Annotated in this window: 15 protein-coding genes; 3 read left to right on the top strand and 12 right to left on the bottom strand. The window is 48.9% G+C overall.

The annotated features are described in order from the left end of the window. Positions 1-146: 146 nt before the first annotated feature. From WBJ53_RS12615 to WBJ53_RS12600, 4 genes are all read right to left on the bottom strand, one after another. A complete protein-coding gene (locus WBJ53_RS12615; protein ID WP_338877186.1) occupies positions 147-2186 on the bottom strand; it encodes a M3 family metallopeptidase in 2040 nt (679 codons plus the stop codon). A 290-nt stretch (positions 2187-2476) separates the two neighbouring features. Further along, positions 2477-2938: a hypothetical protein gene (locus WBJ53_RS12610; protein ID WP_338876481.1), complete on the bottom strand. Its 462-nt coding sequence runs from the start codon at positions 2936-2938 to the stop codon at positions 2477-2479. Positions 2939-3123: 185 nt separating this feature from the next. Then, a complete protein-coding gene (locus WBJ53_RS12605; protein WP_338876480.1) occupies positions 3124-4395 on the bottom strand; it encodes a dicarboxylate/amino acid:cation symporter in 1272 nt (423 codons plus the stop codon). A gap of 194 nt (positions 4396-4589) precedes the next feature. Continuing rightward, positions 4590-5114: an acyl-CoA thioesterase gene (locus WBJ53_RS12600; RefSeq protein ID WP_338876479.1), complete on the bottom strand. Its 525-nt coding sequence runs from the start codon at positions 5112-5114 to the stop codon at positions 4590-4592. 162 nt (positions 5115-5276) lie between these two features. Between WBJ53_RS12600 and WBJ53_RS12595 the strand changes: the two genes are divergently transcribed. The 3 genes from WBJ53_RS12595 to WBJ53_RS12585 all read left to right on the top strand — a co-directional run bounded on the left by WBJ53_RS12595 (position 5277) and on the right by WBJ53_RS12585 (position 7201). Next, complete coding sequence (locus tag WBJ53_RS12595; protein WP_338876478.1) at positions 5277-5726, top strand: DUF2147 domain-containing protein; 450 nt, start codon at positions 5277-5279, stop codon at positions 5724-5726. Between the two features lie 96 nt (positions 5727-5822). After that, positions 5823-6956, top strand: coding sequence for an NAD(P)/FAD-dependent oxidoreductase (locus WBJ53_RS12590; protein WP_338876477.1), 1134 nt, complete (start codon positions 5823-5825; stop codon positions 6954-6956). A 59-nt stretch (positions 6957-7015) separates the two neighbouring features. Further along, positions 7016-7201: a CsbD family protein gene (locus tag WBJ53_RS12585; protein WP_338876476.1), complete on the top strand. Its 186-nt coding sequence runs from the start codon at positions 7016-7018 to the stop codon at positions 7199-7201. Between the two features lie 83 nt (positions 7202-7284). Here the strand turns inward: WBJ53_RS12585 and WBJ53_RS12580 are convergent, their stop codons facing one another. The 8 genes from WBJ53_RS12580 to WBJ53_RS12545 all read right to left on the bottom strand — a co-directional run bounded on the left by WBJ53_RS12580 (position 7285) and on the right by WBJ53_RS12545 (position 23018). Continuing rightward, a complete protein-coding gene (locus WBJ53_RS12580) occupies positions 7285-9894 on the bottom strand; it encodes an ABC transporter permease (RefSeq protein ID WP_338876475.1) in 2610 nt (869 codons plus the stop codon). Between the two features lie 43 nt (positions 9895-9937). Next, positions 9938-12631 carry an ABC transporter permease gene (locus tag WBJ53_RS12575; RefSeq protein WP_338876474.1) on the bottom strand — a complete coding sequence of 898 codons (2694 nt, stop codon included), beginning with the start codon at positions 12629-12631 and terminating at the stop codon, positions 9938-9940. Positions 12632-12689: 58 nt separating this feature from the next. Further along, a complete protein-coding gene (locus tag WBJ53_RS12570; protein ID WP_338876473.1) occupies positions 12690-15326 on the bottom strand; it encodes an ABC transporter permease in 2637 nt (878 codons plus the stop codon). Continuing rightward, complete coding sequence (locus tag WBJ53_RS12565; protein ID WP_338876472.1) at positions 15323-15649, bottom strand: PadR family transcriptional regulator; 327 nt, start codon at positions 15647-15649, stop codon at positions 15323-15325. Before WBJ53_RS12565 ends, WBJ53_RS12570 begins: the two co-directional genes overlap by 4 nt. A 193-nt stretch (positions 15650-15842) precedes the next feature. Beyond that, on the bottom strand, positions 15843-18497 hold the full coding sequence (locus WBJ53_RS12560; protein ID WP_338876471.1) for an ABC transporter permease: 2655 nt from the start codon (positions 18495-18497) through the stop codon (positions 15843-15845). Beyond that, on the bottom strand, positions 18494-18829 hold the full coding sequence (locus WBJ53_RS12555) for a helix-turn-helix transcriptional regulator (RefSeq protein WP_338876470.1): 336 nt from the start codon (positions 18827-18829) through the stop codon (positions 18494-18496). The genes WBJ53_RS12560 and WBJ53_RS12555 overlap by 4 nt, the downstream gene beginning before the upstream one ends. A 517-nt stretch (positions 18830-19346) precedes the next feature. After that, complete coding sequence (locus WBJ53_RS12550) at positions 19347-21809, bottom strand: FtsX-like permease family protein (RefSeq protein WP_338876469.1); 2463 nt, start codon at positions 21807-21809, stop codon at positions 19347-19349. Between the two features lie 30 nt (positions 21810-21839). After that, positions 21840-23018: a hypothetical protein gene (locus tag WBJ53_RS12545; protein WP_338876468.1), complete on the bottom strand. Its 1179-nt coding sequence runs from the start codon at positions 23016-23018 to the stop codon at positions 21840-21842. Positions 23019-23036 lie beyond the last annotated feature (18 nt).

Here is a 23036-nt window from a genome sequence, read left to right as displayed (position 1 = left end):
CTAAAGCCGAATTGTGCTTTTCAACTTTATACATTCATCTATTTAAATAATTATTTACATCTAAATTCACGTCAATAAATTCCATAGAAACAAAAAGGCTACCGCTTCTCAGCAGTAGCCTTTTTGTTTCTATGGAATAGCGATGGCTATAAAACCAAACCGCTACGGCGTAGCATGGCCCTGGGTGATGGTTCGCGCCCCCGGAATTTCTTATACAATTCCATTGGTTTCTCACTACCACCTTTCTCCAGCACATTCTTACGGAAGCTTTCGGCAGCTTCTTTGTTGTCGAGCCCTCCCTTTTCCTTAAAGAACTCAAACGCATCGGCATCGAGCACTTCACTCCATTTATAGCTGTAATAGCCGGCCGAGTAACCGCCCGCAAAGATGTGTGAGAATGCCGGGCTAAACGCCGTTCCTTCAACGCGGGGAAACAGGTTGGCCACCGAATCAATTTTTCCTTCAACCTGCGAAATGCTTTCGCCGGTGGGTTTCTGATTATGGTAATACATATCGACCAGACCAAACCGCAACTGGCGCAGATTAGCCAATCCCGCCAGGAAATTCTGGCTGGCCCGAATCTTCTCAATCAACTCGTTCGGAATCACTTCGCCCGTCTGGTAGTGCTTCGCAAAGAGTTTCAATGCTTCGGGGTCGTAGCACCAGTTTTCCATCACTTGCGAAGGCAGTTCGACAAAGTCGCGTGGAACGCTGGTTCCGGTAAGGCTTTCATATTTTCCGTTGGCCAGCATACCATGCAGGGCATGGCCAAATTCATGGAAGAGTGTTGTTACTTCATAGAAAGTCAGCAGAGACGGCTTGGTATCGGTAGGACGAGTGAAGTTGCACACATTAACAATATGCGGACGAATGTTTTCGCCGTTCTCCACTTTCTGCCCCTGAATGTCGTTCATCCAGGCACCGCTACGCTTACCGGCACGCGGAAAATAGTCGCCATAGAACACCGCTACGAATTTGCCATTCCGATCAAAAACATCGAACGTTTTTACTTCCGAGTTATAAACCGGTATATCGCTGCGCTCTTTGAAGGTGATTCCATACAGTTTGTTGGCGACCGTAAAAACACCATCGAGCACGTTTTCCAGCTTAAAATACGGTTTCAGCGTTTCATCGTCGAGGTCATACTTTTCTTTTTTCAGCTTTTCGGCATAGTAGCTATTATCCCAGCTTTGCAGTTTGTCTTCCGTAAATCCGTGTGCTTTGGCATAGGTTGTTAGCTCAAGAAGCTGACGTTCGGCTGCCGGACGAGCATAGGTAACGAGTTCGTCGAGAAACGACTGTACTTTATCTTTTGAGCCAGCCATGCTTTCTTCCAGCACAAAATCAGCGTGGGTTTTGTAGCCCAGCAGATTAGCACGTTCATAGCGCAGGTTTACGATTTTTTCGATAATGGCCGAATTATCGTTTTTGTCGCCATGAAAACCCCGGCCGTTGTAGGCCAGAAAGAGTTTTTTGCGGAGTTCACGGTTATCGGCATACTGCATAAAAGGGCCATAGCTGGGAGCCTGCAGGGTAAACGCCCATCCTTCTTTCCCTTTTTGCTGAGCCGTTGCTTTGGCGGCTTCGCGAGCAAAATCAGGCAATCCTGCCAGGTCTTTCTCATCGGTCACTACCATCAGATACTCGTTGGTCTCGTTGAGTACGTTCTCCCCAAACTGAAGCGACAGTTGCGACAGTTCTTTGTCAATAGCCCGCAGCCGCTCTTTACCTTTTTCGTCGAGATTAGCGCCATTCCGGGCAAACCGTTTGTAGGTTTTCTCAAGCAGCATACTGCTCTCCGGATCGAGTTTGAGGCTTTCCCGATGATCATAAACGGTTTTTATTCGATCAAACAGCTTCTCGTTCAGCGTAATGTCATTCCCGTATTCGGTAAGCAACGGCGACGCTTCCTTAACAATTTTCTGGAGTTCGGGACTTGTTTCGGCACTGTTTAGGTTGAACAGCACCGACGCTACCTTACCCAACAAATTACCCGACCGCTCAAGGGCCACAATGGTGTTGTCGAAGGTAGGTTTTGCCGGATTAGTAACAATGGCATCGACTTCTTTTCGTCCCTGAGCCAGGCCTTCTTTCAGGGCAGGCAGGTAGTCATCATTTTTGATTTTGTCGAATGGAGCCGTTTGGTGAGGTGTCGAATACGGCACCAGAAATGGGTTCTGGGTCATCTTAGATTGTTTTGGCGTTACCGGCGACTGAGCCAGCGTTGTTGTAACGGCTAAAGTCAGCAGCACCCCCGTTTTTTTGATCTGTTGATGCATTAACATACAGTATTGTGGTATGAGTTTCCTTGAAAAATACGAAACAAAGACAACTCCACCAATTGACCGTTGCATCTGCGGTTATAGCAGCGGCTGAATGGCATACATCGTTTGCTGGTAGCTCTAAAGAGGGTCAACAAAAAAGCAGCCAATCAAACTGATCGGCTGCTTCCAACATACACCACTCCTCTCACCAATCAATACCCTCTCGGATAGTTTCTCCGGTCGTTGCCATACCCACGGCCACGGCTGGCCGACCGTTCGTAGGGGCGCATCCGATCAATTACCCGGTCGCGTTGCTGAGGACTCAACACGGCCATCATGTCGAAAAATTGACTTTGGCGGGCCTGCCGGAAGAAATCACGCTGGCGCAGGTCGCGCGGGTCAATGCCACGGGTTTGCTGTTCAAATCGATTCCGAATACGGCGAATTTCGCGCTCCTGCCTGCGCGACAGATTCAGTTCGCGATCCCACCAGTCGAGGTGACGGTCGAACTGATAATCGTCGTAGTCATAATTGTAATTTGGCTGACCATATCCCTGGCTATAGCCTGGCTGCGACGGATAATTGTTGGGCGAAGGATAGCCATAACGTTGTGCCAGCGCGTTGGTGGTGAGCAGAACGACCAGCGTTGCGGCCGTTATCAGTACTTTGTTCATGGTAGCAACTATTTTCAGGTTGTATTTGCCTCTTTGAACAAGTGCTCACTAAATGGTTTAATTTAATCCCCGAAAAAGAATAAAAAATTTATAAGCTTAAGTAGCCCGTTGTCCACATAGCCCCAGTGGACACAAAGAGTCAGGTGAGAGATTCTTTGTGCCCGCTGGGGCCTGTAAGCCGCTGTTTAATACTTATAGTCTGCCAGTTCGTTTTCGGCTTCCTGTTTCAATACCCGGTTGTATTTTGTCCGGTCGAACTCGCCCTCATTGTTGGCAATAAAAATAGTAGCGGCCGTATTCCCGATAATGTTCGTAATCGATCGGGCTTCCGACATAAACCGATCGACACCCAGTAGTAATGCCAATCCCTCTACCGGAATAACTTTAATGGCGGTAAGCGTACTGGCCAGCACAATAAATCCACTACCCGTTACACCGGCAGCCCCTTTGGAAGTAATCATTAGAATCCCAACAATGGTCAACTCCTGCCCTAATGACAGGTCGATTCCGAACACCTGCGCCAGAAAAACGGTTGCCATCACCAGATAAATGGTTGTGCCATCCAGATTAAACGAATAGCCTGCCGGAACAACCAACCCCACAACCGACCGCGAACAGCCCAGCGTTTCGAGCTTTTCCATAATCTGCGGCAAAGCCGACTCCGACGACGACGTTCCGAGTACGATCAGCAGTTCTTCCTTAATAAATTTCAGAACAGCCCACAGACTGATTTTGTAGTAGCGAAGAATCAGATTAAGGACAACGAATATGAAGATAAACATGGTAGCATACACCGTACCCATCAGTTTGGCCAGCGGCAATAAGGTGCTCAGTCCATACTTGCCAATGGTAAACGCCATACCGCCGAAGGCCCCCAATGGAGCCAGCACCATCACCACGCCCAGAATATTGAAAAACACCTTCGAAAGCCGTTCAAACGTCTGAATCAGCGACTTTCCGGTTTCGCCCATCCGTGTCAGGCCAACCCCAAACAGAATGGAAAAGACCAGCACCTGCAAAATATCGCCTTCGGCAAACGCTTTGATGGCATTACTTGGAACAATGTGCAGAAAGAACTCGGTCCAGTCCATTTCGGCACCCTGCTCGGCATATTTACTGATGTCGCCCCCTTTCACCTCTGCCGTTTGCACACCAGCGCCTGGTTTAATGACATTGGCCAGCAACAGCCCAATTGCCAGAGCACCGGTAGTAACCACTTCGAAGTAGAGCAATGCCTTTCCGCCTACCCGGCCCACTTTCTTCAGATCGCCCATATTACTGATGCCCAACACAATGGTCAGGAAAATAATAGGAGCTATTACCATCTTGATCAGGTTGATGAACAGGTCGCCGAGGGGTTTTAGCTTAGCCGCCGTTTCGGGGAAGAAATAGCCGGTCAGAATGCCCAGCGTAATGGCAATCAGAACACGAACAGTGAGGTTATTGAGCAGACGCACAGTAGAGAGGGTTTCAGTAACTAGTTTGTAGTTTGTGAGTTCGAAGCCTGATCAGAATTGCTTCCAGGCCACGCACTGACAAACTACAAACTTTTTTTCAAACGGGCGTAGAACATGTTTTTTTTCGACAGGATTGACATGATTTTCAGGATTAGTCTTGAAAATCATGTCAATCCTGTCAGAAAGAGCTTGTTCTATACCCTGACCGGGACGAGTTCCTGCTTGATTTCGCGAATACGGTCGTTAAAATTTACTTCTGGATAACCGACGTGCGGATACTTCGTTGCTTCCAGATAGGCCATAACGTCGGGGGTATGTGGCGTACGTTTACCTGTTTGCACACTAATGTACTTCGACGTCATCCAGAGCACGTTTTTCAGTTCCGTTTTGTCATCGTTGGTCATGAAAAACTCTTCAACGAGGGTATCTTCGTTGAAATAAATCAGCCGGGAGGTGATGCGTACCCACTCACTCACCAGTGCGGGTCGGATGTAGGCAATCTGGTGCTGGTATACGACCCAGCTCGTTTTCAATTCCCGAAACATCTGGCCATAGTTAATGTCGTAGAGTTTGGCTACCTGATCTTCACGGGCATTAAAATAATAGTCGAAATACTTTGCGTTGTTGAGGTGCTGAAGAGGATCGCAATCCTGAAACCGAATAATTACCCGCGATTCGGTTTCGGTTGGATAGGTCCGGTTGGGATCTCGATGAAACATAGTTACTGATTAATTCACATAGAATACCTGAGCCAATTCGGGAATCTCCCGAACTCAAAATCCTGTAAATCTACGGATATGTGGCATCTGGGTTCAGACTTTTTAGTCCATATTTACGTTAATACAGCAAATTTACCGTTTCATTTTAATTAACGAGTACTTATGAAAACCCTACGTAACCTGGTCGCAATCTTCATTCTGCTCATTGCCCAATCTGCTTTTATTGCCGACGACGACTCTGATGCGGTAGTGGGCACCTGGCTAAATGGTACGAAAAAAGGGCATGTGCAAATTTATAAGCGCGGAGGCACCTATTTTGGTAAACTTATCTGGCTTAGCGAACCCAATGACCCCACAACGGGCAAGCCAAAAACAGACATCCGCAATGGCGACCCCTCCAAACGAACCCGCCCCCTGATGAATTTACCAATCATGTATAATTTTAAATACAACGGAGGCAATGTCTGGAGCGATGGTAAAATCTATAATCCGGAAGATGGGAAAGAGTACAATTGCAAAATGACGCTGAAAGACCCTAATACGCTGGACGTACGAGGCTATATGGGTATCTCACTGATTGGCAAAACTCAAACCTGGACCCGGATCAAGTAGGTAAAACCGGTTTACGGTTTATGGTGGCTCCGCCTGTCAGCGTTCATTCTTCTAGTACAGCGCAATCGTAAACCGTACACCATAAACGGTACACCCATGTCAACAATCATCATTGGGGCTGGTCCGGCGGGGTTGGCCATTGCCGGGCAACTGGCTCACCGAAAGCTCCCGTTTACGGTTCTGGAAGCCAGCGACTACATTGGTTTTGCCTGGCGTAATCACTACGATCGGCTGCATCTGCATACCGTAAAAGAACATTCGGCTCTCCCCCACTTTCCTTATCCGAGCAATTACCCAACGTATGTACCTCGCCTACAGGTGGTTGAATACCTAGAACGTTATGCCGAACAGTTTAACATTCGTCCACACTACAACCAGAAAGTGATTGGGCTTCAACGAATAGCCAACGGACAGTGGCAGGTACAGACCGAAACCGATACGTTTACGGGTGAGCAGGTGGTGGTGGCAACGGGCTATAACCGCATACCGAATATTCCAGAACTACCAGGCCAGCGCGATTTCCGGGGCATTATCTGGCATAGCTGCGAATATCGTAATGGCGCACCCTTCCGCGACGAAAATGTGCTGGTTGTAGGTATGGGAAACACGGGTGCTGAACTGGCGCTCGATTTACTGGACTATGGAGCCAAACCCTTTATTTCCGTTCGTAGAGCAATCAATATCATCCGGCGCGATTTGTTCGGGCGACCCGCTCAACCGACGGCGATCTTCCTCAGTAAATTTCCGACCTGGTTTTATGACTTTGTGGCTGGACTTTCGCAGAAAATCAGCGTTGGCGATGTATCGGCCTATGGGCTAGGAAAACCGGCCCATCCGCCGTCCTACGATACCCGACGCGGTGTGATTCCCGTTATCGACATCGGTACGCTCGATCAGATTAAGGCCGGAAAGATCACCGTTGTTCCGGGTATTGAACGAGTCAACGCTAAAACGGTCACCTTTACCGACGGGCGCGAACTTCCCTTCGATGCTATTATTCTGGCAACCGGTTACCGACCGGGACTTACTTCGTTTCTGGACTCGACCCTGGCCGCACAGATTTTAAATGATCGCGGCTATCCCAAACAGCTTTGGTTCAGCAATCCGCCCCTCAAAGGGCTTTACTTTCTGGGATATACAACACCAATTACGGGTGTTATTTATAATCTTACCATCGATTCTGACCAGATTGCAACTCATATTGCCCAAAACAATTCCGTCATGGCATAGTTATACTTATGTAATCAGGGCGATTACACTAATTTCTCAACGTTATAAACACTACGACCATGAACGAGACAACCGTGAAAGGGGGCTGGAACGAAATGAAAGGCAAACTGAAACAAGCCTATGGCGACCTCACCGACGATGATTTAACCTATCAGGAAGGTCAGGAAGACGAAATGTGGGGAAAAATCCAGCAAAAAACCGGAAAAACGAAAGACGAAATCAATAAAGCGATTGCCGACCTATAAGTAAGCCAGTAATCGTATTATTGAAGCCGGAGCCATTCGCTCCGGCTTTTTTTGTTTCTGAAAACAGTGAATACTTTCTCCGACTATTCACTTCGCAAACTTTTAACGGGATTCATCAACGCAGCTTTGATACTTTGAAAACTGACCGTCAGCAACGTGACGACTAAAGCGCCTAAACCGGCTGCCACAAAAATCCACCAGGATATTTCGGTGCGGTATTCATATTTCTGAAGCCAGTTGTTTAGGCCATACCAGGCTATAGGTGTAGCAATGCTAAAAGCAATAACAACCAGTATCACAAAGTCTTTGGACAGCAGCGCCCATACATTCGTTACGGATGCGCCCAGTACTTTGCGCACGCCTATTTCCTTTGTCCGCTGCTCGGCTACGAAGGAAGCCAGCCCAAACAGACCCAGGCAACTGATTAGAATGGCCAGGATGGCAAAGCCCGAAGCCAGCTTACCGATCCGTTCTTCGGCCGCAAACTTTAGGGCATATTGCTGATCCGTGAAGCGATAATCGAACGGGCTGCCGGGATTGAATTTACGGAAAACACCTTCGATTTTAGCCAGTGATTCTCTGGTGCTTTGGGCCGGATTGAGTTTGATATTGATGACATTTGCCCAGCCATAATCCATAACATAGACCGTCTGATAAACAGGCTTAAACGGCGAGTCCATGAGCATATCCTTTATAACTCCCACCACTCGGTATGGCTTACCATTCCATTTAACCTGTTTACCCACCGGGTCTTTCAAACCCATATACCGCACAGCGGTTTCATTGATGACCATGCCCGATGAATCGCTGGTAAATTGCCGGGAAAAATCGCGACCTTGAACAAACTGCCAGCCAACCGTTTTGCCATAATCGTGCGTAACGGCAATCGTTCCAAAGTTGTCTTTGAAGTTCGGGTCTTTACCCTCCCAATCGAAGCCGCTATTTTGTGAGTTTAGATCCGTTGCCGGAGCCGATGAGGTCGACATATCAACAACGGCTCCGGTCTGAATCAAAGCATCCCGAAGCGCATTGTAATGCTGATGTAACTCCGGTGTATTCATCGCTACCGTAATCAATCCAGTCCGGTCGTAACCAACTGGTCGATCTTTGGCGTATTGAATCTGCCGGAACACAATGATCGTTCCGATAATCAGCGTCACGGAAACCGTGAATTGCACCACCACCAACACCTGACGCGGAATCGAGGCAAATCTTCCAACCCGGAATGTGCCTTTCAGTACCTTGACAGCCTGGAACGACGATAAATAAAGGGCCGGATAACTTCCCGCGATCAGCCCCGTTAGTAAACTAAAACCAATACCACAAAACCAGAAGACCGGGTTGGTCCATAAAATGCCAATCTGTTTATCGGCCACCTCATTGAAGACAGGAAGGATTAGGAGAACTAACAGTATAGCCAATACAAACGCAAACGAAACCACCAGCAGCGACTCGCTGAAGAACTGACTGATTAATTGACTCCGAACGGAACCAACCGCCTTCCGAATGCCCACCTCTTTCGCACGCTTTTCGGAACGGGCTGTACTCAGATTCATAAAGTTGATACAGGCCAGCAGCAGCACAAACACCCCGATAATCCCGAACAGCCACACGTATTGTATCCGGCCTTCGAGGTTGCCCGACTTATCCCAACCCGAATAGAGATGCCATTTGCGCATGGGAAGCAGGTACACTACGGGCTTGATGAACGCTACCTCCGGGTTATGCTTTAGCCGTAGGTCTTTGATTTTGGCTGAAACGGCATCAAAATCAGTATTGGGTGCAATCTGAGCCAGTACCTGCCAGGAAAAATTACCCCATTCGACATTGTCCTGTGCGCGTTTTACCCAGCTTTCCGACGACACATATAAGTTCCAGGGCGCAATGAATTTCATCTCCCGAAACTCGGTATTGTACGGAAAATCTTCATATACGCCCGTCACTTTCACATCCAGTTTATTATCGATCTTCATCAGTTTACCTACCGGATCGGCCTCGCCAAACAAGGTCTTGGCCGTCGACTCCGACAGTAAAATCGAATTCTGGTCTTTTAGCCCAGCCCGTGTACCGCTAAGCATCTTCAGGGTCAGCATATCGGGTGCATCGGCACTCAGGTAATTGCCGGTTTTGGTTAATTTTTTGTCCCCATATGCCAGAATGTGATCGCGTGTCCAGGACGACATGATGACATGGGTAAAATTATCACCGTAAATCGTCCGCAGCTCGGGACCCATAGGTGCCGGGTTGTATTCACCATGAAACACTTCGCCATTGAAAGTTCCGTTTTGCATGACCTTGGCAATACGGTCGTAGTTCTGAAAATATCGATCGAACGACAGCTCATCGTATATCCAGAGACCGATCAGCATGGCAACAGCCATACCAACGGCCAGTCCACCAATGTTGATGAAGGAATACACCCGGTTCTTGGCCAGATTTCGGAGTGCGATTTTGAGATAGTTGCGTAACATAGTGCTAAAAGCTGGGGTTGGGTATTCATTTCCATTTTCTTTCATCAATGACGGGCGCAACAGACTCACCACATCACGCATATACCGCCAACGCGCCTTCCGCAGGCCCACCTCCCGCACTCGCTGCCGAAACAGCTCATCCAGATCGCCCTCCAGCTCTTCGGCCCGATGCGGTGGGCAGAACAGATGGAGCAGGTAGGTGGCAAAACGGGGTGGTTTCATGGGGTATTTTTTATATAGAGACGCGAGGGATCGCGTCTCTACATCATTCCGACCGTAACGATTTGACCGGATTCATCAAGGCCGCTTTAATGCTTTGAAAACTAACCGTCAGCAGGGCGAGCACTAGTACTGAAAGACCAACCGACGCGAATAACCAACCGTTTAGATTCATCCGGTACACGAACCGGTCTAGCCATTGTCGAGAAGCATACCAGCCGATGGGTGCAGCTATTAGAAACGCCAGCAATACCAGTTTCAGAAACGCGCCCGATAACATACTATTGATTTCCAACGTAGTAGCTCCCAGAACTTTTCGGATACCGATTTCTTTGGTGCGCTGCTCGACCGTTAGCGAAACCATGCCGAACAGCCCAAGGCCTGCAATCAGGATAGCCAGCAGAGCGGCATAAGTAATGAGTTGCTTCCAGTTGGCCTCATCGGCGTAATTGCTCAATCGGTCATCCTCCATAAAATGATAGGAGAATGGCTGAAAGGGAATGAGTTGCCTGAATGTCCGTTCAATGGTCTGCAAACCGACCTGCGTCTGGGCAGGGTTCAGCCTGACGTAAAGTTGATTCATCTGCTCGGCCTTGCCAATTTGAAACAGCACCGGTTCGGACTTATCGCGCATGGATCGATATTGATAATCCCGGACGACACCAACCACCGTCAGATCGTGCCGGATAGCAGCCTCATCCTGCCGCTGAACAATCTGCCCGATAGGCGACCGATCGGTCGAGAGGAAACGCTTAACAAAGGTTTCGTTTACCAGAATGTTGGACGCACTATCGGCAGGGCTGTTGGCCCGCAAACCCCGACCTTTCAGAATCGGTATGTTTACAAACTGAAGATACTGATCATCGACCCATTCATTACCCGACTTTACCGCTTTGTTGTTGACGTAATAGGTACCAGCCCGATGCCCTCCTGATTTTCGGGCGACAGCTTCAATACCGGGCTGATTGCGAAGGGTCTGTTTCAGCAGTTCGCCCTGCCGCTCGCGACCCCAGGGTACGTAAATACGTACACGATTGGCACGCTCGTAGCCTACATTGGCCGTCTGAATGTACCGGAACTGCCCATGCAGTACCGCCGTGCCAATCAGCAGTACAATGGCAACCACGAACTGTAAAACCAGCAACGATTTGTCGGTTCTATTGCTTCGTATCAGGCCAGATCGGCCGTAGAGTACCCGTGCCGGGTTGAAACCAGAAAGCACCCGAGCCGGATAAAAACCAGCCAGTATGGTAACCAGCACGATAAGTGCTCCAAAAAGGCCAATGGTCTGGGGAGTCAGCAGGTAACGGACGTTTAAAGCCTTGTTGGCAAGCGCCCCAAATTCGGGCAGTAGGCTATACACCAGAATCAGGGCCGGAACAAAGGCCAGCAGGGTCAGCAGGAAGGTTTCGCCAACAAACTGCCCGATCAACTGCTGACGTGTGCTACCTGTCACTTTACGAATACCAATCTCTTTAGTCCGACGGAGCGACCGAGCCAGGGTCAGATTGACGAAATTAATACCGGCCAGCAGTAAAATCAACGCAGCAATCCCACTCAATACATACGAATATACCGACGATGACCCCCGCTCCAGACCATTGCTGAGTTCATACCGGTCGTCGAGGTGCATGGCCGAAAAAGGCTGCAACTGATAAGCCATCCGAAACGAACCATGCTCTTTACGAAGTTGCGCGAGTTGCTGACCAGCATATTTTTCGAATACCGTAGCCATTTTCTGCTCTATCGCACCGAGGTCGGCCGTATGCACGTTAGGCTTCAGCAGCAGAAAGGTATTCAGAAATCCATCCGACCAGTCACTTTGCGCCCAGGTTTTCTGATCGGGTGAGAGCGATGCAACAAACGGTCTCAGTATATCGAACCGGATGCTCGAATTGGCTGGGGGTGTTTTTACAACGCCAGTAATCCGATAGTTTTCGAAATTTCCTCCGGCATCAATGGCTAATAACTTATTCAGCACATCGATCGTACCGAAGTATGTACGAGCCATATCATCCGTAATGACCACACTTCCCGGATCGTTCAACAGAGTCCTGGAATCACCGGCCAGCAGGTTAAAACTAAACAATGAAAAAAAAGACGTATCGACGTACATAACCTGGTGGTACACGGCATCCTGATTGTGACGGACCAGCATTTCATACCCTTGTACCCGGCAAAACGCGGCTACCTCAGGCAGGTCAGTAGTAAAGGCTGGTCCCTGTGGCAGCCCCGTTGCTCCGTTGGCAATTTCGTTGCCCTCAGGACTTGTCGCGTTCAGGACAACCCGGTACAGTTGATCACCACGGGCATGAAAGCGATCATACGACACTTCGTCCTGTACGAACAGCAGAATGAACAGAACAGCCGCCAGACCAATGCTTAGACCAACAATATTGATGGTGCTGAGACCAGGGCTACGAAGCAAATTCCGCCAGGCGATTTTGAGATAGTTGCGTAACATGGTTGTATGTGCTGGTTTGGGGTATGTATTATTTATGTTTGCAGAGACAAGGCATGCCTTGTCTCTACGGATTAGGCTGGGTCGCATCAGGCTCACCACATCGCGCATATACCGCCAACGCGCTTTACGCAGGCCCACCTCCCGGACGCGCTGCTGAAACAGTTCATCCAGATCGCCCTCCAGCTCTTCGGCCCGATGCGGTGGGCAGAACAGATGGAGCAGGTAGGTGGCAAAGCGGGGCGGGTTGTTGGGCATAAGGCAAAGGGGTAAGAGCATGGGGTTAGGGGTGGGTTACGGCGACTCTTATCCTATGCCCTTTGCCCCAGGCCCTATGCTATTCGGAACGTAATGATTTCACCGGATTCATCAAGGCAACTTTTATACTTTGAAAACTGACTGTCAGCAGGGTAATGATTAAGGCACCCACACCCGTTGCGGCAAACAGCCACCACGAAAGGTCGGTATGATAGGTGTATCGCTGAATCCAATCCTGCATGAAATACCAGGTTACGGGAAAGGCAATGAACAGCGAAATGATTACCAACAGCACAAAATCTTTGGAAAGCAATTGCCACAAGCTACCCACCGACGCACCCATTACTTTTCGGATACCGATTTCTTTGGTGCGCTGCTCCATTACGAACGAAGCCAGACCGAATAAACCCAGGCAGGAAATGAAGATGGCTAGTCCGGCAAAGAAGCTGGCCAGTTTACCAACTCGTTCTTCTTCGCCAAATTTTTTCGCGTATTCCTGATCGGCAAATTTGTAGTCGAGCGAGTTGTCGGGATCGTATTTTTTATAAACCGCTTCGATTTTAGCCAGTGCCTCCGACGCGCTTTTCGTGGGATTGATTTTGGCCGTGATCAGGTTAAGCCGTTTGTAATTAATGACAAAGATAGTCTGCTTAACAGGATCGTAAGGTGATTGGGTAACCAGATTTTTGACCACACCAATGACTTTAAAAGGCTGATCACCCCATTTAATAATTTCACCAATAGGGTTCTTGAATCCCATATAGGCAACAGCAGCTTCATTGAGGACAAACCCAGCCGAATCAGTGGCAAACTCCTTTGAAAAATCGCGCCCTTCTTTGATTTGCCAGCCAATCATTTTTCCAAATTCATAGGTGGTCCGTAGGGTTACAAACTCGTCGGCCATATTCGGTATCTGCCCTCGCCAGGTGAAACCACTATTGGTCACGTAGGTGTCGGTAATGGGCGAATCGGTAGCGGCAACTTCCTCAATAGCGCCCGTATTCAGCAACTCCTCCCGGAACGTCGGAAAATGGGTAATCAGATTGTCCGATTTGATCGGGAACGACACCAGATTATTTCGGCTGTAGCCTACCGGTCGATTCCGGGCGAACTCAATCTGTTGAAAAACAATCAGGGTGCCCACAATCAACGTGATCGAAACAGCAAACTGAACCACCACCAGCATTTTACGTGGAAGCGCTGCGAGTCGCCCCACGCGGAACCGGAGCGCCGGACCGTTTCCTTTCAACACCTCAATCGGTTGGAACGACGACAGATACACGGCCGGATAACTACCGGCTACTAAACTGGTAATCAGACTAAAGCCAAGTGCTGCAATCCAGAACAGAGGGTTGGCCCACGGAATACTAATCTGGCGATCGGCTACGGTATTGAACGCCGGTAGTACGAGTAGCACCAGCAACAGGGCAAAGGCGAAAGCGACGACGACAATCAAAAACGATTCGCTGAAAAATTGCAGCATAATCTGATTGCGTACTGATCCAACGGCTTTACGAACCCCAACCTCCCGAGCGCGTTTCTCGCTGCGGGCGGTGCTCAGGTTCATGAAATTGATGCAGGCCAGCAGCAGTACAAACAAGCCGATGATGCTGAACAGACGAACGTACTGAATTTGCCCGCCCACATTTACGCCATTTTTAAACTCCGAATACAGATGCCAACGACTCATCGGCAGCAAAAACAGTTCGGGCTTAAAGCGTGCATCGTCCTGACTACTAATCCGTTTCAGTTTGACGTCTTTAATGGCTGCCGATACGGTTTCCATCGTGGCGTTATCGGCTATCTGTACGTAGGTTTGAAACCAGCTATTGCCCCAGCTAAGCCATTCGGGCAAATCTTTCTTTTTCAGCTCAAACGGTGCGATAAACGTTAATTCCTGGAATGACGAGTTGAGCGGCAAATCGGCATAAACACCCGTCACTTTTACCGGCCATTTTTTGTCAATCGTAATGATCTTATTCAGCGGATCAACATCTCCAAACAACGACTTTGCTGTCGTTTCGGATAGAAGAATGGACGATGGGTCGCGTAAGCCCGCTCGTGTACCTTTCAGCATGTTCAGCGCCAGCATTTCTGTGATGTCGGGGTCGATAAAGCTGCCGACATTGGTGATTTTCTTCGTATCGAGCGACAACAGATGTTTTCCGGGAAAGTCAGCCGTAACAACGTATTTGAAATGACTACTGTAGTTGCTTCGTAGTTCAGGTGCCAACTGCATTGCCTGGCTGGTCCAGGTTTCAATCTTATCATTAAAGGTTTGATTCTGAAGCACCCTCGCAATACGATTATAATTCGCATAGCGCTGATTATAGGCAAACTCATTCCAGACCCATAGGCCGATGAGTAGGGCTACAGCCATGCCCGTGGCTAAACCAGCAATATTAATAGCCGAATACCCTTTGTGTTTGGTCAGGTTTCTTAGAGCGACTTTAAAATAATTCCGTAGCATGGTTGTATTTGTTGGTCTAGGATACAAAGTCTCTTCTCGTTTGATCAACGACGGGCGTAGTAAACTCACCACATCGCGCACGTATCGCCAGCGGGCCTGCCGCAGCCCCACCTCCCGAACGCGCTGCTGAAACAGCTCATCCAGATCGCCCTCCAGTTCTTCGGCCCGATGAGGGGCCAGGAACCAACGAAGTAAGCGAGTCGCAAAACGGGGTGGTGCATTTGTACCCAATTTTTTAGTATTCATGACCAGGCGGTTCGGGGAATGGCGTCCCACATCTGGTTGCGTAGTTGTCGAACCTCTTCCAGCACCCGCTTCCCGTATGCCGTTACAGTGTACAGCCGTTTTCGGCGACCTCCCCGCTCGGCCGTCATACCGCCCATTTCGGAGCTAACCAGTCCTTTTTCCTGAAGGCGGTTCAGGGCGGAGTGGACGGCTCCCAGATTCACCGAACGACCCATTTGTTGCTCAATCTCGTTGACGACAGCCGCTCCATACGCATCCCCCGCCCGGATCGCTACGGCCAGCAAAACGACTTCTTCAAACTCCCCTAAATAAGTCCCTTTCATACGTAAGGATTATATGTGTAAATGTATAACAAATGCCGGGCCAGCAATAAAAAATGCCCTCTCTATGTCAGAGAGGGCATTTTAGCCACGGTTAGCAAAAAATCCGTTGTCCAAAAACGGACAGTATCTGTACGGTCGTGGACAAGAGCGATGCGCAGAGGGCTAAGGGCGTAGGAAAACTAAACCCTCTGCCCTACTCCGTCCGTAAGGTTTTTATTGGATTCATCAGGGCTGCCTTCATGCTTTGAAAACCGACGGTCAGTAGGGCAACGATAACAGTGATTAGAACGGCCAGCACAAAAATACCGGCTCCTGGTTCAATCCGATACACAAAATTGGCCAGCCACTCGTTCATGACCCACCACGCCAGCGGAGCTGCCAGTACAAAAGCGATCAGCAGCAACCGGATAAATTCTTTCCCGAACAACCAGAGAATACTGGATGTGCTGGCTCCCAGTACTTTACGTACGCCAATTTCCTTTGTTTTCTGTGCCGCCATGAACGATACCAATCCGTACAGGCCCAAACATCCGACAAAAATGGCGATACCCGCAAATGCCTGAATGAGCCTTAGCAGCATGTTGTCCAGTTTATAGAACCGTTCAATATCCTCGTCCATAAAACGGTACGTAAAAATGGCAGACGGATACGTGGCTTTCCAGGCTCTTTCAATACTAGCCAGCGTTGGCCCCAGATTGGCCGGATTTACGTTTACTCCGCAATTGCCATACACCTCACTGCGGGTCGTGAGGCATAGTGGCTCAATGGCCGCATGAAACGACTTATAGTGAAAGTCTTTCATGACACCAACGATGGTTCCCGGCTGATCATTGATCGTAGCCGTTTTCCCAATCACGTCCTGTAGGGAAGCTAATCGGAGCGCTTTCACGGCTGTTTCATTCAGGAGGTATTCCCGGATTGTATCCGACGGATTCACATTGCGCCCGGCCAGAATGGGTATACTAAACGTAGGGATATACTGATGGTCGGCCGATTTAACGGAAATGGTAAAATCTTCTGCTTTCGGACGCGAATCAAAGCGAATTGGGGTACTTCCTATGGATTCAGTGGCCGGGGGCGTATCAAAAAATGTCACATTTTCGACACTGGACATCTCCGAAAGTTGTGCGCCTAACGTACTGATTTTTGACTTTTTATTATCAGGTATGGGAAGAATAATCATCGCATCTTTCCGAAAACCCATATCAGCCTGCTGCGAATAGCGTAATTGGTTTGTAATGATCAATGTGCCGATAATGAGCAATTGCGAGATAGCAAACTGGGTGACAACCAGGCTTTTCCGCAGGGAGAATCCGCCTACTGCCCGCTGTGAGAGTTTCCCTTTCAACGCCAATACAGGTTGAAAACGGGCCAGAATCAGACCAGGGTAAGCACCTGAGCAGAAAACTACGATCAATAGCAGAACTAGTAAAAAGGCAGGCAAATAGGCATCCGTCAACGGATTGAGAACCAGTTTTATCTCAAACCATTGATTAACAAATGGCAAGACCAGATACGCCAATCCCAACGCAATAATCATGGCGACTCCAGCAATGAGTGTCGTTTCGGTAATGAACTGCCAGAACAGCGCTCCCCGCTCACTTCCCAACGCTTTTCGAACCCCAATTTCTCTTGAGCGCCCCAGCGCCTGGGCTGTCGCCAGGTTAATAAAATTGACACAGGCCGTAACGATCAGGAATAAGCCAATCAGGCCGAAAGTCCAGAGATTCTTTTTCTCGGTGTATCCCCGAAGTTTGGGATTAAAATGGACATCGGAAAGTGGCTGTAATTTGAATCGGAACACCTTCGCATACTCTTTATCATAATATTTATTAGTAATGGCCGGAAGGATTTTCGTGTCGACCATTGCCGCCGATACACCCGGTTTAAGCCGGATAAAACATTGCATTTCTTTGTTGAAACCCATCCACCAATCTTTTTCGACCAGCCAGGGGCTATGGTCCTGCAAATTGCCGAAGGGAACATAGATTTCCGAACGAAAGTCTGTCGTAGCGGGCAGGTTCTGAAGAATACCCGTAATCTTCACAACAAGCGACTCGTCAATGTGCAACAACTTGCCGATTGGGTCTTCATCGCCAAAATATTGTTTGGCTATACGCTCCGTAATCAGGGCTGTATTGCGGTCCTGCAACGCCGTTTGTGGATTACCCCGAATCAGCGGAAAATTGAAAATGTCCAAAAAATCCGGGTCAGCAAAGGCAACATCTTCTTCAAACTTTTTCTCTGGCGATAGGGTCACCAGCCGTTTTTTCAAAAAGGCGATTCGTCCGACTTTTTCCGCGACACTGTACCCTTTTCGGAATGCCTCGCCCATCGGATTAGGAACGCCCGTACTATAAGTCACTTTATCCGTATGAAGCTCTGTATAAATTCGATAAATCCGGTCCTGATCGGCATGGAAGGTGTCGAAACTCAGGTGGTACTTGATCAGCGTAAAGATCAGAATAGCACAGGCGATACCCAGACTAAGGCTCACCACATTGATCAGCGTATAGGATTTGTGCCGAATCAGTTTTCGAAAAGCGATTTTACCATAATTGCTTAGCATAGCCATTGGGTTTGGTAGTGAATACTCCGTTGGTTTTGTATATAATTGGGCTGATCGAGCCTGTTGTCGCCAAAGTCGGGGATGCAGCAGCAACAGCATTTCCAGCACATACAGCAGGTGAGCTTTGGTATACCCGTAACGCAGAACCCGCCGTTGGAACAATTCATACAGATCGCCCAACACTTCATCCCGGATGTGAGGAGCTGTAATTCGGGTCAGCAGTCGTTCGGCCCAGCGTGGTGGCTCCGTCTCCTGTTGCCTTTTATAGTTTCGGTTCATGTCAGGTGGTCAAAAGCAGTTTTCGGAATACCGTCCCACAATTCATTTCGGATGCGTCGCGCTTCCCGCAAGGCTTGTTCGCCCGCCATAGTTACCGTAAACAGGCGTTTGCTTCGTCCACCCCGTTCGGCGATGGGTTCGCTAAAGCGGGAATGAACCAGCCCTTTTTCTTCTAATCGCTGCATGGTCCGATGCACAACGCCCAAGCTCATGGGCCGCTCCAAACGCTCACTAAGCTCTTCCAAAACGGCTACGCCGTAGGCATCATCGTAGAGTCGGGCAATCGTCAGCAGAACTATCTCTTCGAACTCGCCAAGCTGAGTACCTTTCATAAGCGGCTTATAGTTTTCAGCAGATAAAAATTATCTTTCCCTTTTGCATAGCAAATCAAAGGCCAACCAACCGTTTAGCCGCATAGCGCCTATAAACGACTGTTTTACCCTTCTTTTTCGTTAAAGCCGTCCGTTTTCGGACGGTGTCCTGTCCAGATATGGACGGAAGCAGGTGAGCTTCGTAATCATTCAATGACTTTCTGCCACGAACCCATCATCACCGTTCAGCCGTCAATTCATTCCGAGTGCGAATAAACTGAAAAATTATTACACAATTTTTCAGTTTATCTAACAAATTCTACTTAGCTGATGTTATATATTCGTAGCTCGCTGGTAGACGGAGATGCTGTAAAAAAGCATCTGATTTTAAGTAATAACCGATCTATTAAGCGAACCAAAAGCCAGGTGACTTCGCGTCGTCTGGCTTTCTTTTTTTGTGCAGGTGCAGGGCTAAGGTTATTGATCAGAGACCATAGTCTGTACGTGATATTTCCCTATGCCCTCAGCCCTACGCTCGCTATTCCGACCGTAGCGAGCGAATCGGATTCACCAAAGCCGCCTTTATCGTTTCGTAACTGACGACAGCCACTGTCAATAATATCACCAAAATGATACTCAGCAGAAAAATGGCCCCATTTAGCTCGATACGGTATGTAAAATCCTGAAGCCAGCGGTGCATCATGAACCAGCCTAGTGGAATGGCCAATACACAGGCAACAGCCAGTAACGTCAGGAAGGGGGTAAACAAAAGACCCATAACCTGAAGCAGCGAAGCCCCCATCACTTTCCGAATACCAATTTCTTTGGTACGCCGTTCGGCCAGGTACGACGACAGACCAAACAATCCCAAACAGGCAATCAGAATTGACAGCAGCGAAAAGGCTTTGAACAACCCGGCCATACGCGTTTCGCCTTCATACATCCGGCCGAATTCTTCACTCATGAACCAGTGTCCGAACCCTATTCCGGGCAGCACCTGCTTCCATTTCGCTTCGACCTCCGCAATTTTCTCCTGAAACTTCCCGGCGGGCAATTTTACGTACACAATCCGGTCTTCGGGGTCAGGGCGGGCGCTGATTGCTAATGGGGAAATGGTGTGATGCATAGAGCGGAACGGGAAATCACGTACAATACCGACTACTGTACCTTCCATCTTCTGAGCAGGGTCCTGATAGGGTCGTTTGATGGTCAGACGCATACCAAGCACTTTATCGAGTGGTAAATTCAGGGCTTTTACCGCGCTTTCGTTAAGCAAATATGCACTGGAATCGGCGGGATTGTCGTTTCGGAATGTACGACCGGCCAGTAGGTTCAGGTTAAAAGCTTGCGGTAGGTCAAAATCGCCGTTCATGCCCGCCCATTGATACACCTGATTGCCCAATTGCGGAAAGGTAACGTCGTGATCAAGTGAACCGAAATAATCCTGATTGGGTAAATGATTGGCCATCGTCACCACCTGAATATCGGGATCTTCGAGAATGCGCTGCTTTAACGATCGATACTTATCCATCGAGGCCATACCCGACCACCGAATGGACAGCAACTGATCCCCACTTTTGCTTAAAGTCGACTGCCGGATAAAGCTCATCTGCTTCATCATGATACCCGTTGAGACAATCAGCAGAATGGTAATCGTATATTGCAGCACAACCAGTCCTTTCCGAAGCCAATCGGAACCACGACTCGCAAACCGGGCATTTTTCAGAACACTGATGGGCAACAGTCCAGACAGATACAGCGCCGGGTAGCTTCCCGCCAGCAGTCCAACCAGTAGCGTAGTACTCAGTGTTATACCGATCAGCTTGCCCTGCACCAGATGAGCCAGCGTGAAATGCTTTCCCGAAATCTCATTAAATACGGGTAACAGAATGATTATTAACAGCAACGCAATCAGCAACGCAATGAACGTAGTGATCAGCGATTCGCCCAGAAATTGCCAGACTAGCTGGAGTCGATTGCTACCCAGCACTTTTCGTAAGCCGATTTCCTTCGCCCGCCGGACGGCTCTGGCCGTTGCCAGGTTCATGTAGTTGATACTGGCAATAATGATCACCAGCAGAGCGGAGCAGGCAAAAATGTAGAGATACTTAACATCGCCTATCCGACTATTGTTATAACTCGACCGGAGGGCTTCGTTGAAATGCACATCCTTCAGTGGTAAAATAACCGGCTCGAAGGCCCGGTCAGGATTTTTGGTCACATTGGCCTGTACGACCTGGTAAAACGACCGCTGTAGCTTATTAATATCGGTATCGGGTTTAAGGTGCAGGTAGGTCAGGAAGTACCCGTCGCCATTGCCCCAGTTTTCCTGCCAGTTCTGATTATTGGCCGTCATCATTGCCCGAAGCATACCGGTACTGATCAGGTAATCGGGCTGGATGTGCGAATTTTCCGGGTAATCGTCCAGCACACCCGTTACGGTCAGCGGTACGTATGTGTTATTGGTAGCGTAGATGTGGCTTATTTCCAGTGTTTTGCCGACTGGATTCTGATCGCCAAAAAATTGCCAGGCAATGGTTTTACTCAGGACAATGCTATTGGGTTTCTCAAACACCGTTTCGGGATTGCCGTATACCAGAGGGAACAGAAACACCTCTTTAAAATCGGGATTCACCCAGAAGGCATTCTCCGACAGTAAAATTTTATCCGCCTTTTTATCCCAGAATGAGGCAGGGTAGCCCAATGATACCAGTTGCGTACCGCCAACAACATCCGGGAAACGACTCTTCAGTGCTTTCAGCCAGGCTCCGGCGGCATAGGCGGAGGTTCGTTCCTGACCATTGCTCCTGCTATGCGTCCCCAGGATGTAGAGATTATTGGAGTCGGGGTGGAACCGGTCGAACCCTTTTTCGTCGAGAATAAACAAATAAATCAGCGTAACGCTGGCGAGACCAGTAGCCAGTCCGGCCAGATTGAGCAGGGTAAAGCCTTTCTGACGCTTAAAATTGCGTAGCGCAATGGTGAGGTAGTTTCGGAACATGGTCAGGAAAATAATAGATTATGAAGGCACTTATTTCATGGTCTGAATCCCAACGGTATCGTCCAGTCGGGCAACGATACCCCAACCGTAGAAATAATTGGCCAGTCCAATCAGAATTTCGTTATTACCCTCTTTCAGAGGAAGTTTGATACTCGTGTTGTCAATCGTGCACCGGCCAGCGGGGAATTTTTGCTGCGGGGTTCCGAAATAATTTTTGTCGGCATACAGGAATTGCCCGTTCACGAAAACCCATACTTCGTCGCTAAAGCCCAGATTCAGCAGCCGCTCCTGCGCTTTGCTGGATTGTATAGTAGTTTTGAGCCAGGCCATCAGACGTACTTCACCATCTTTATGGGCAAAGCGTCGGCTCAGGTTGACCATGTTTCGGTTTTTGGCACTGATGGGCGACCAGCGCGTAGTGCTATCGGGGAGTTCGGCCCGGCCTGTTTTTCCATAGGTGCTCTGTACGCCAATAACCGGTTCTTTGCCAAATGGCAACAGGAAAGGTTCACTGACCAGCCAGTTTCGCAGATAGCGCGTATCGTGGGCGACGATGTTATAGCCGGCTTCTGGATTGAGCCCTTCGGTACCATCAGGTTTGATAATGAAATTGGCATAATTGACCGAACCACTCAGCGAGATAGCCCCTGACCCTTCCGGGCTTTCCAATTCAGGCACAATCAGCGCTGGTTTGCTCATGTCGTTGACATAGGCTTTCATCTGCCGACCCGAAATCACCAGTTTTACGTGGTTCCAGCCCGTTTCGGCGATGGTTGCCCCCGTCTGGTATTCGTCCGTTAAATCCCACATACTCATTCCCTTCACGATGGGAGCATATTGCAGTGTGGTTCGTACATCGGGCGTTACTTTGCCGAACGAACGGATATAAAAATTTTCGCCATTCTGCTGTTCGGCATCCATTCGGAAATTGATACCGGGAAAACCGGGGCCTGTAAGTTCGACATCGTATTCGATAGTGCCATTACTGAACGTTACGTCTTTCAGTACGATGCTTTTGGGGCCTTTTATGATTTTCATGATACCAGCCTCTTTGCCAGCCAGAAATTCAACCTGCCCCGGTGCATAACTCCACCGCTCGGCTGTCATCGGGATGTGTAGTTCCTGGGGTTTACGAACGGGCGTTTTCTGGGCATTTGCAGGCCGTATCTGTGCTAAAAGGAAAAGCAGAAGAAAAAGGATTCGGTACATACGGTTATTGATTAAGGA

Origin of the sequence: Spirosoma sp. SC4-14 (assembly GCF_037201965.1) — a bacterium.
Classification (GTDB): Bacteria; Bacteroidota; Bacteroidia; order Cytophagales; family Spirosomataceae; genus Spirosoma.
This window is presented reverse-complemented; position numbering and strand designations above follow the sequence as displayed.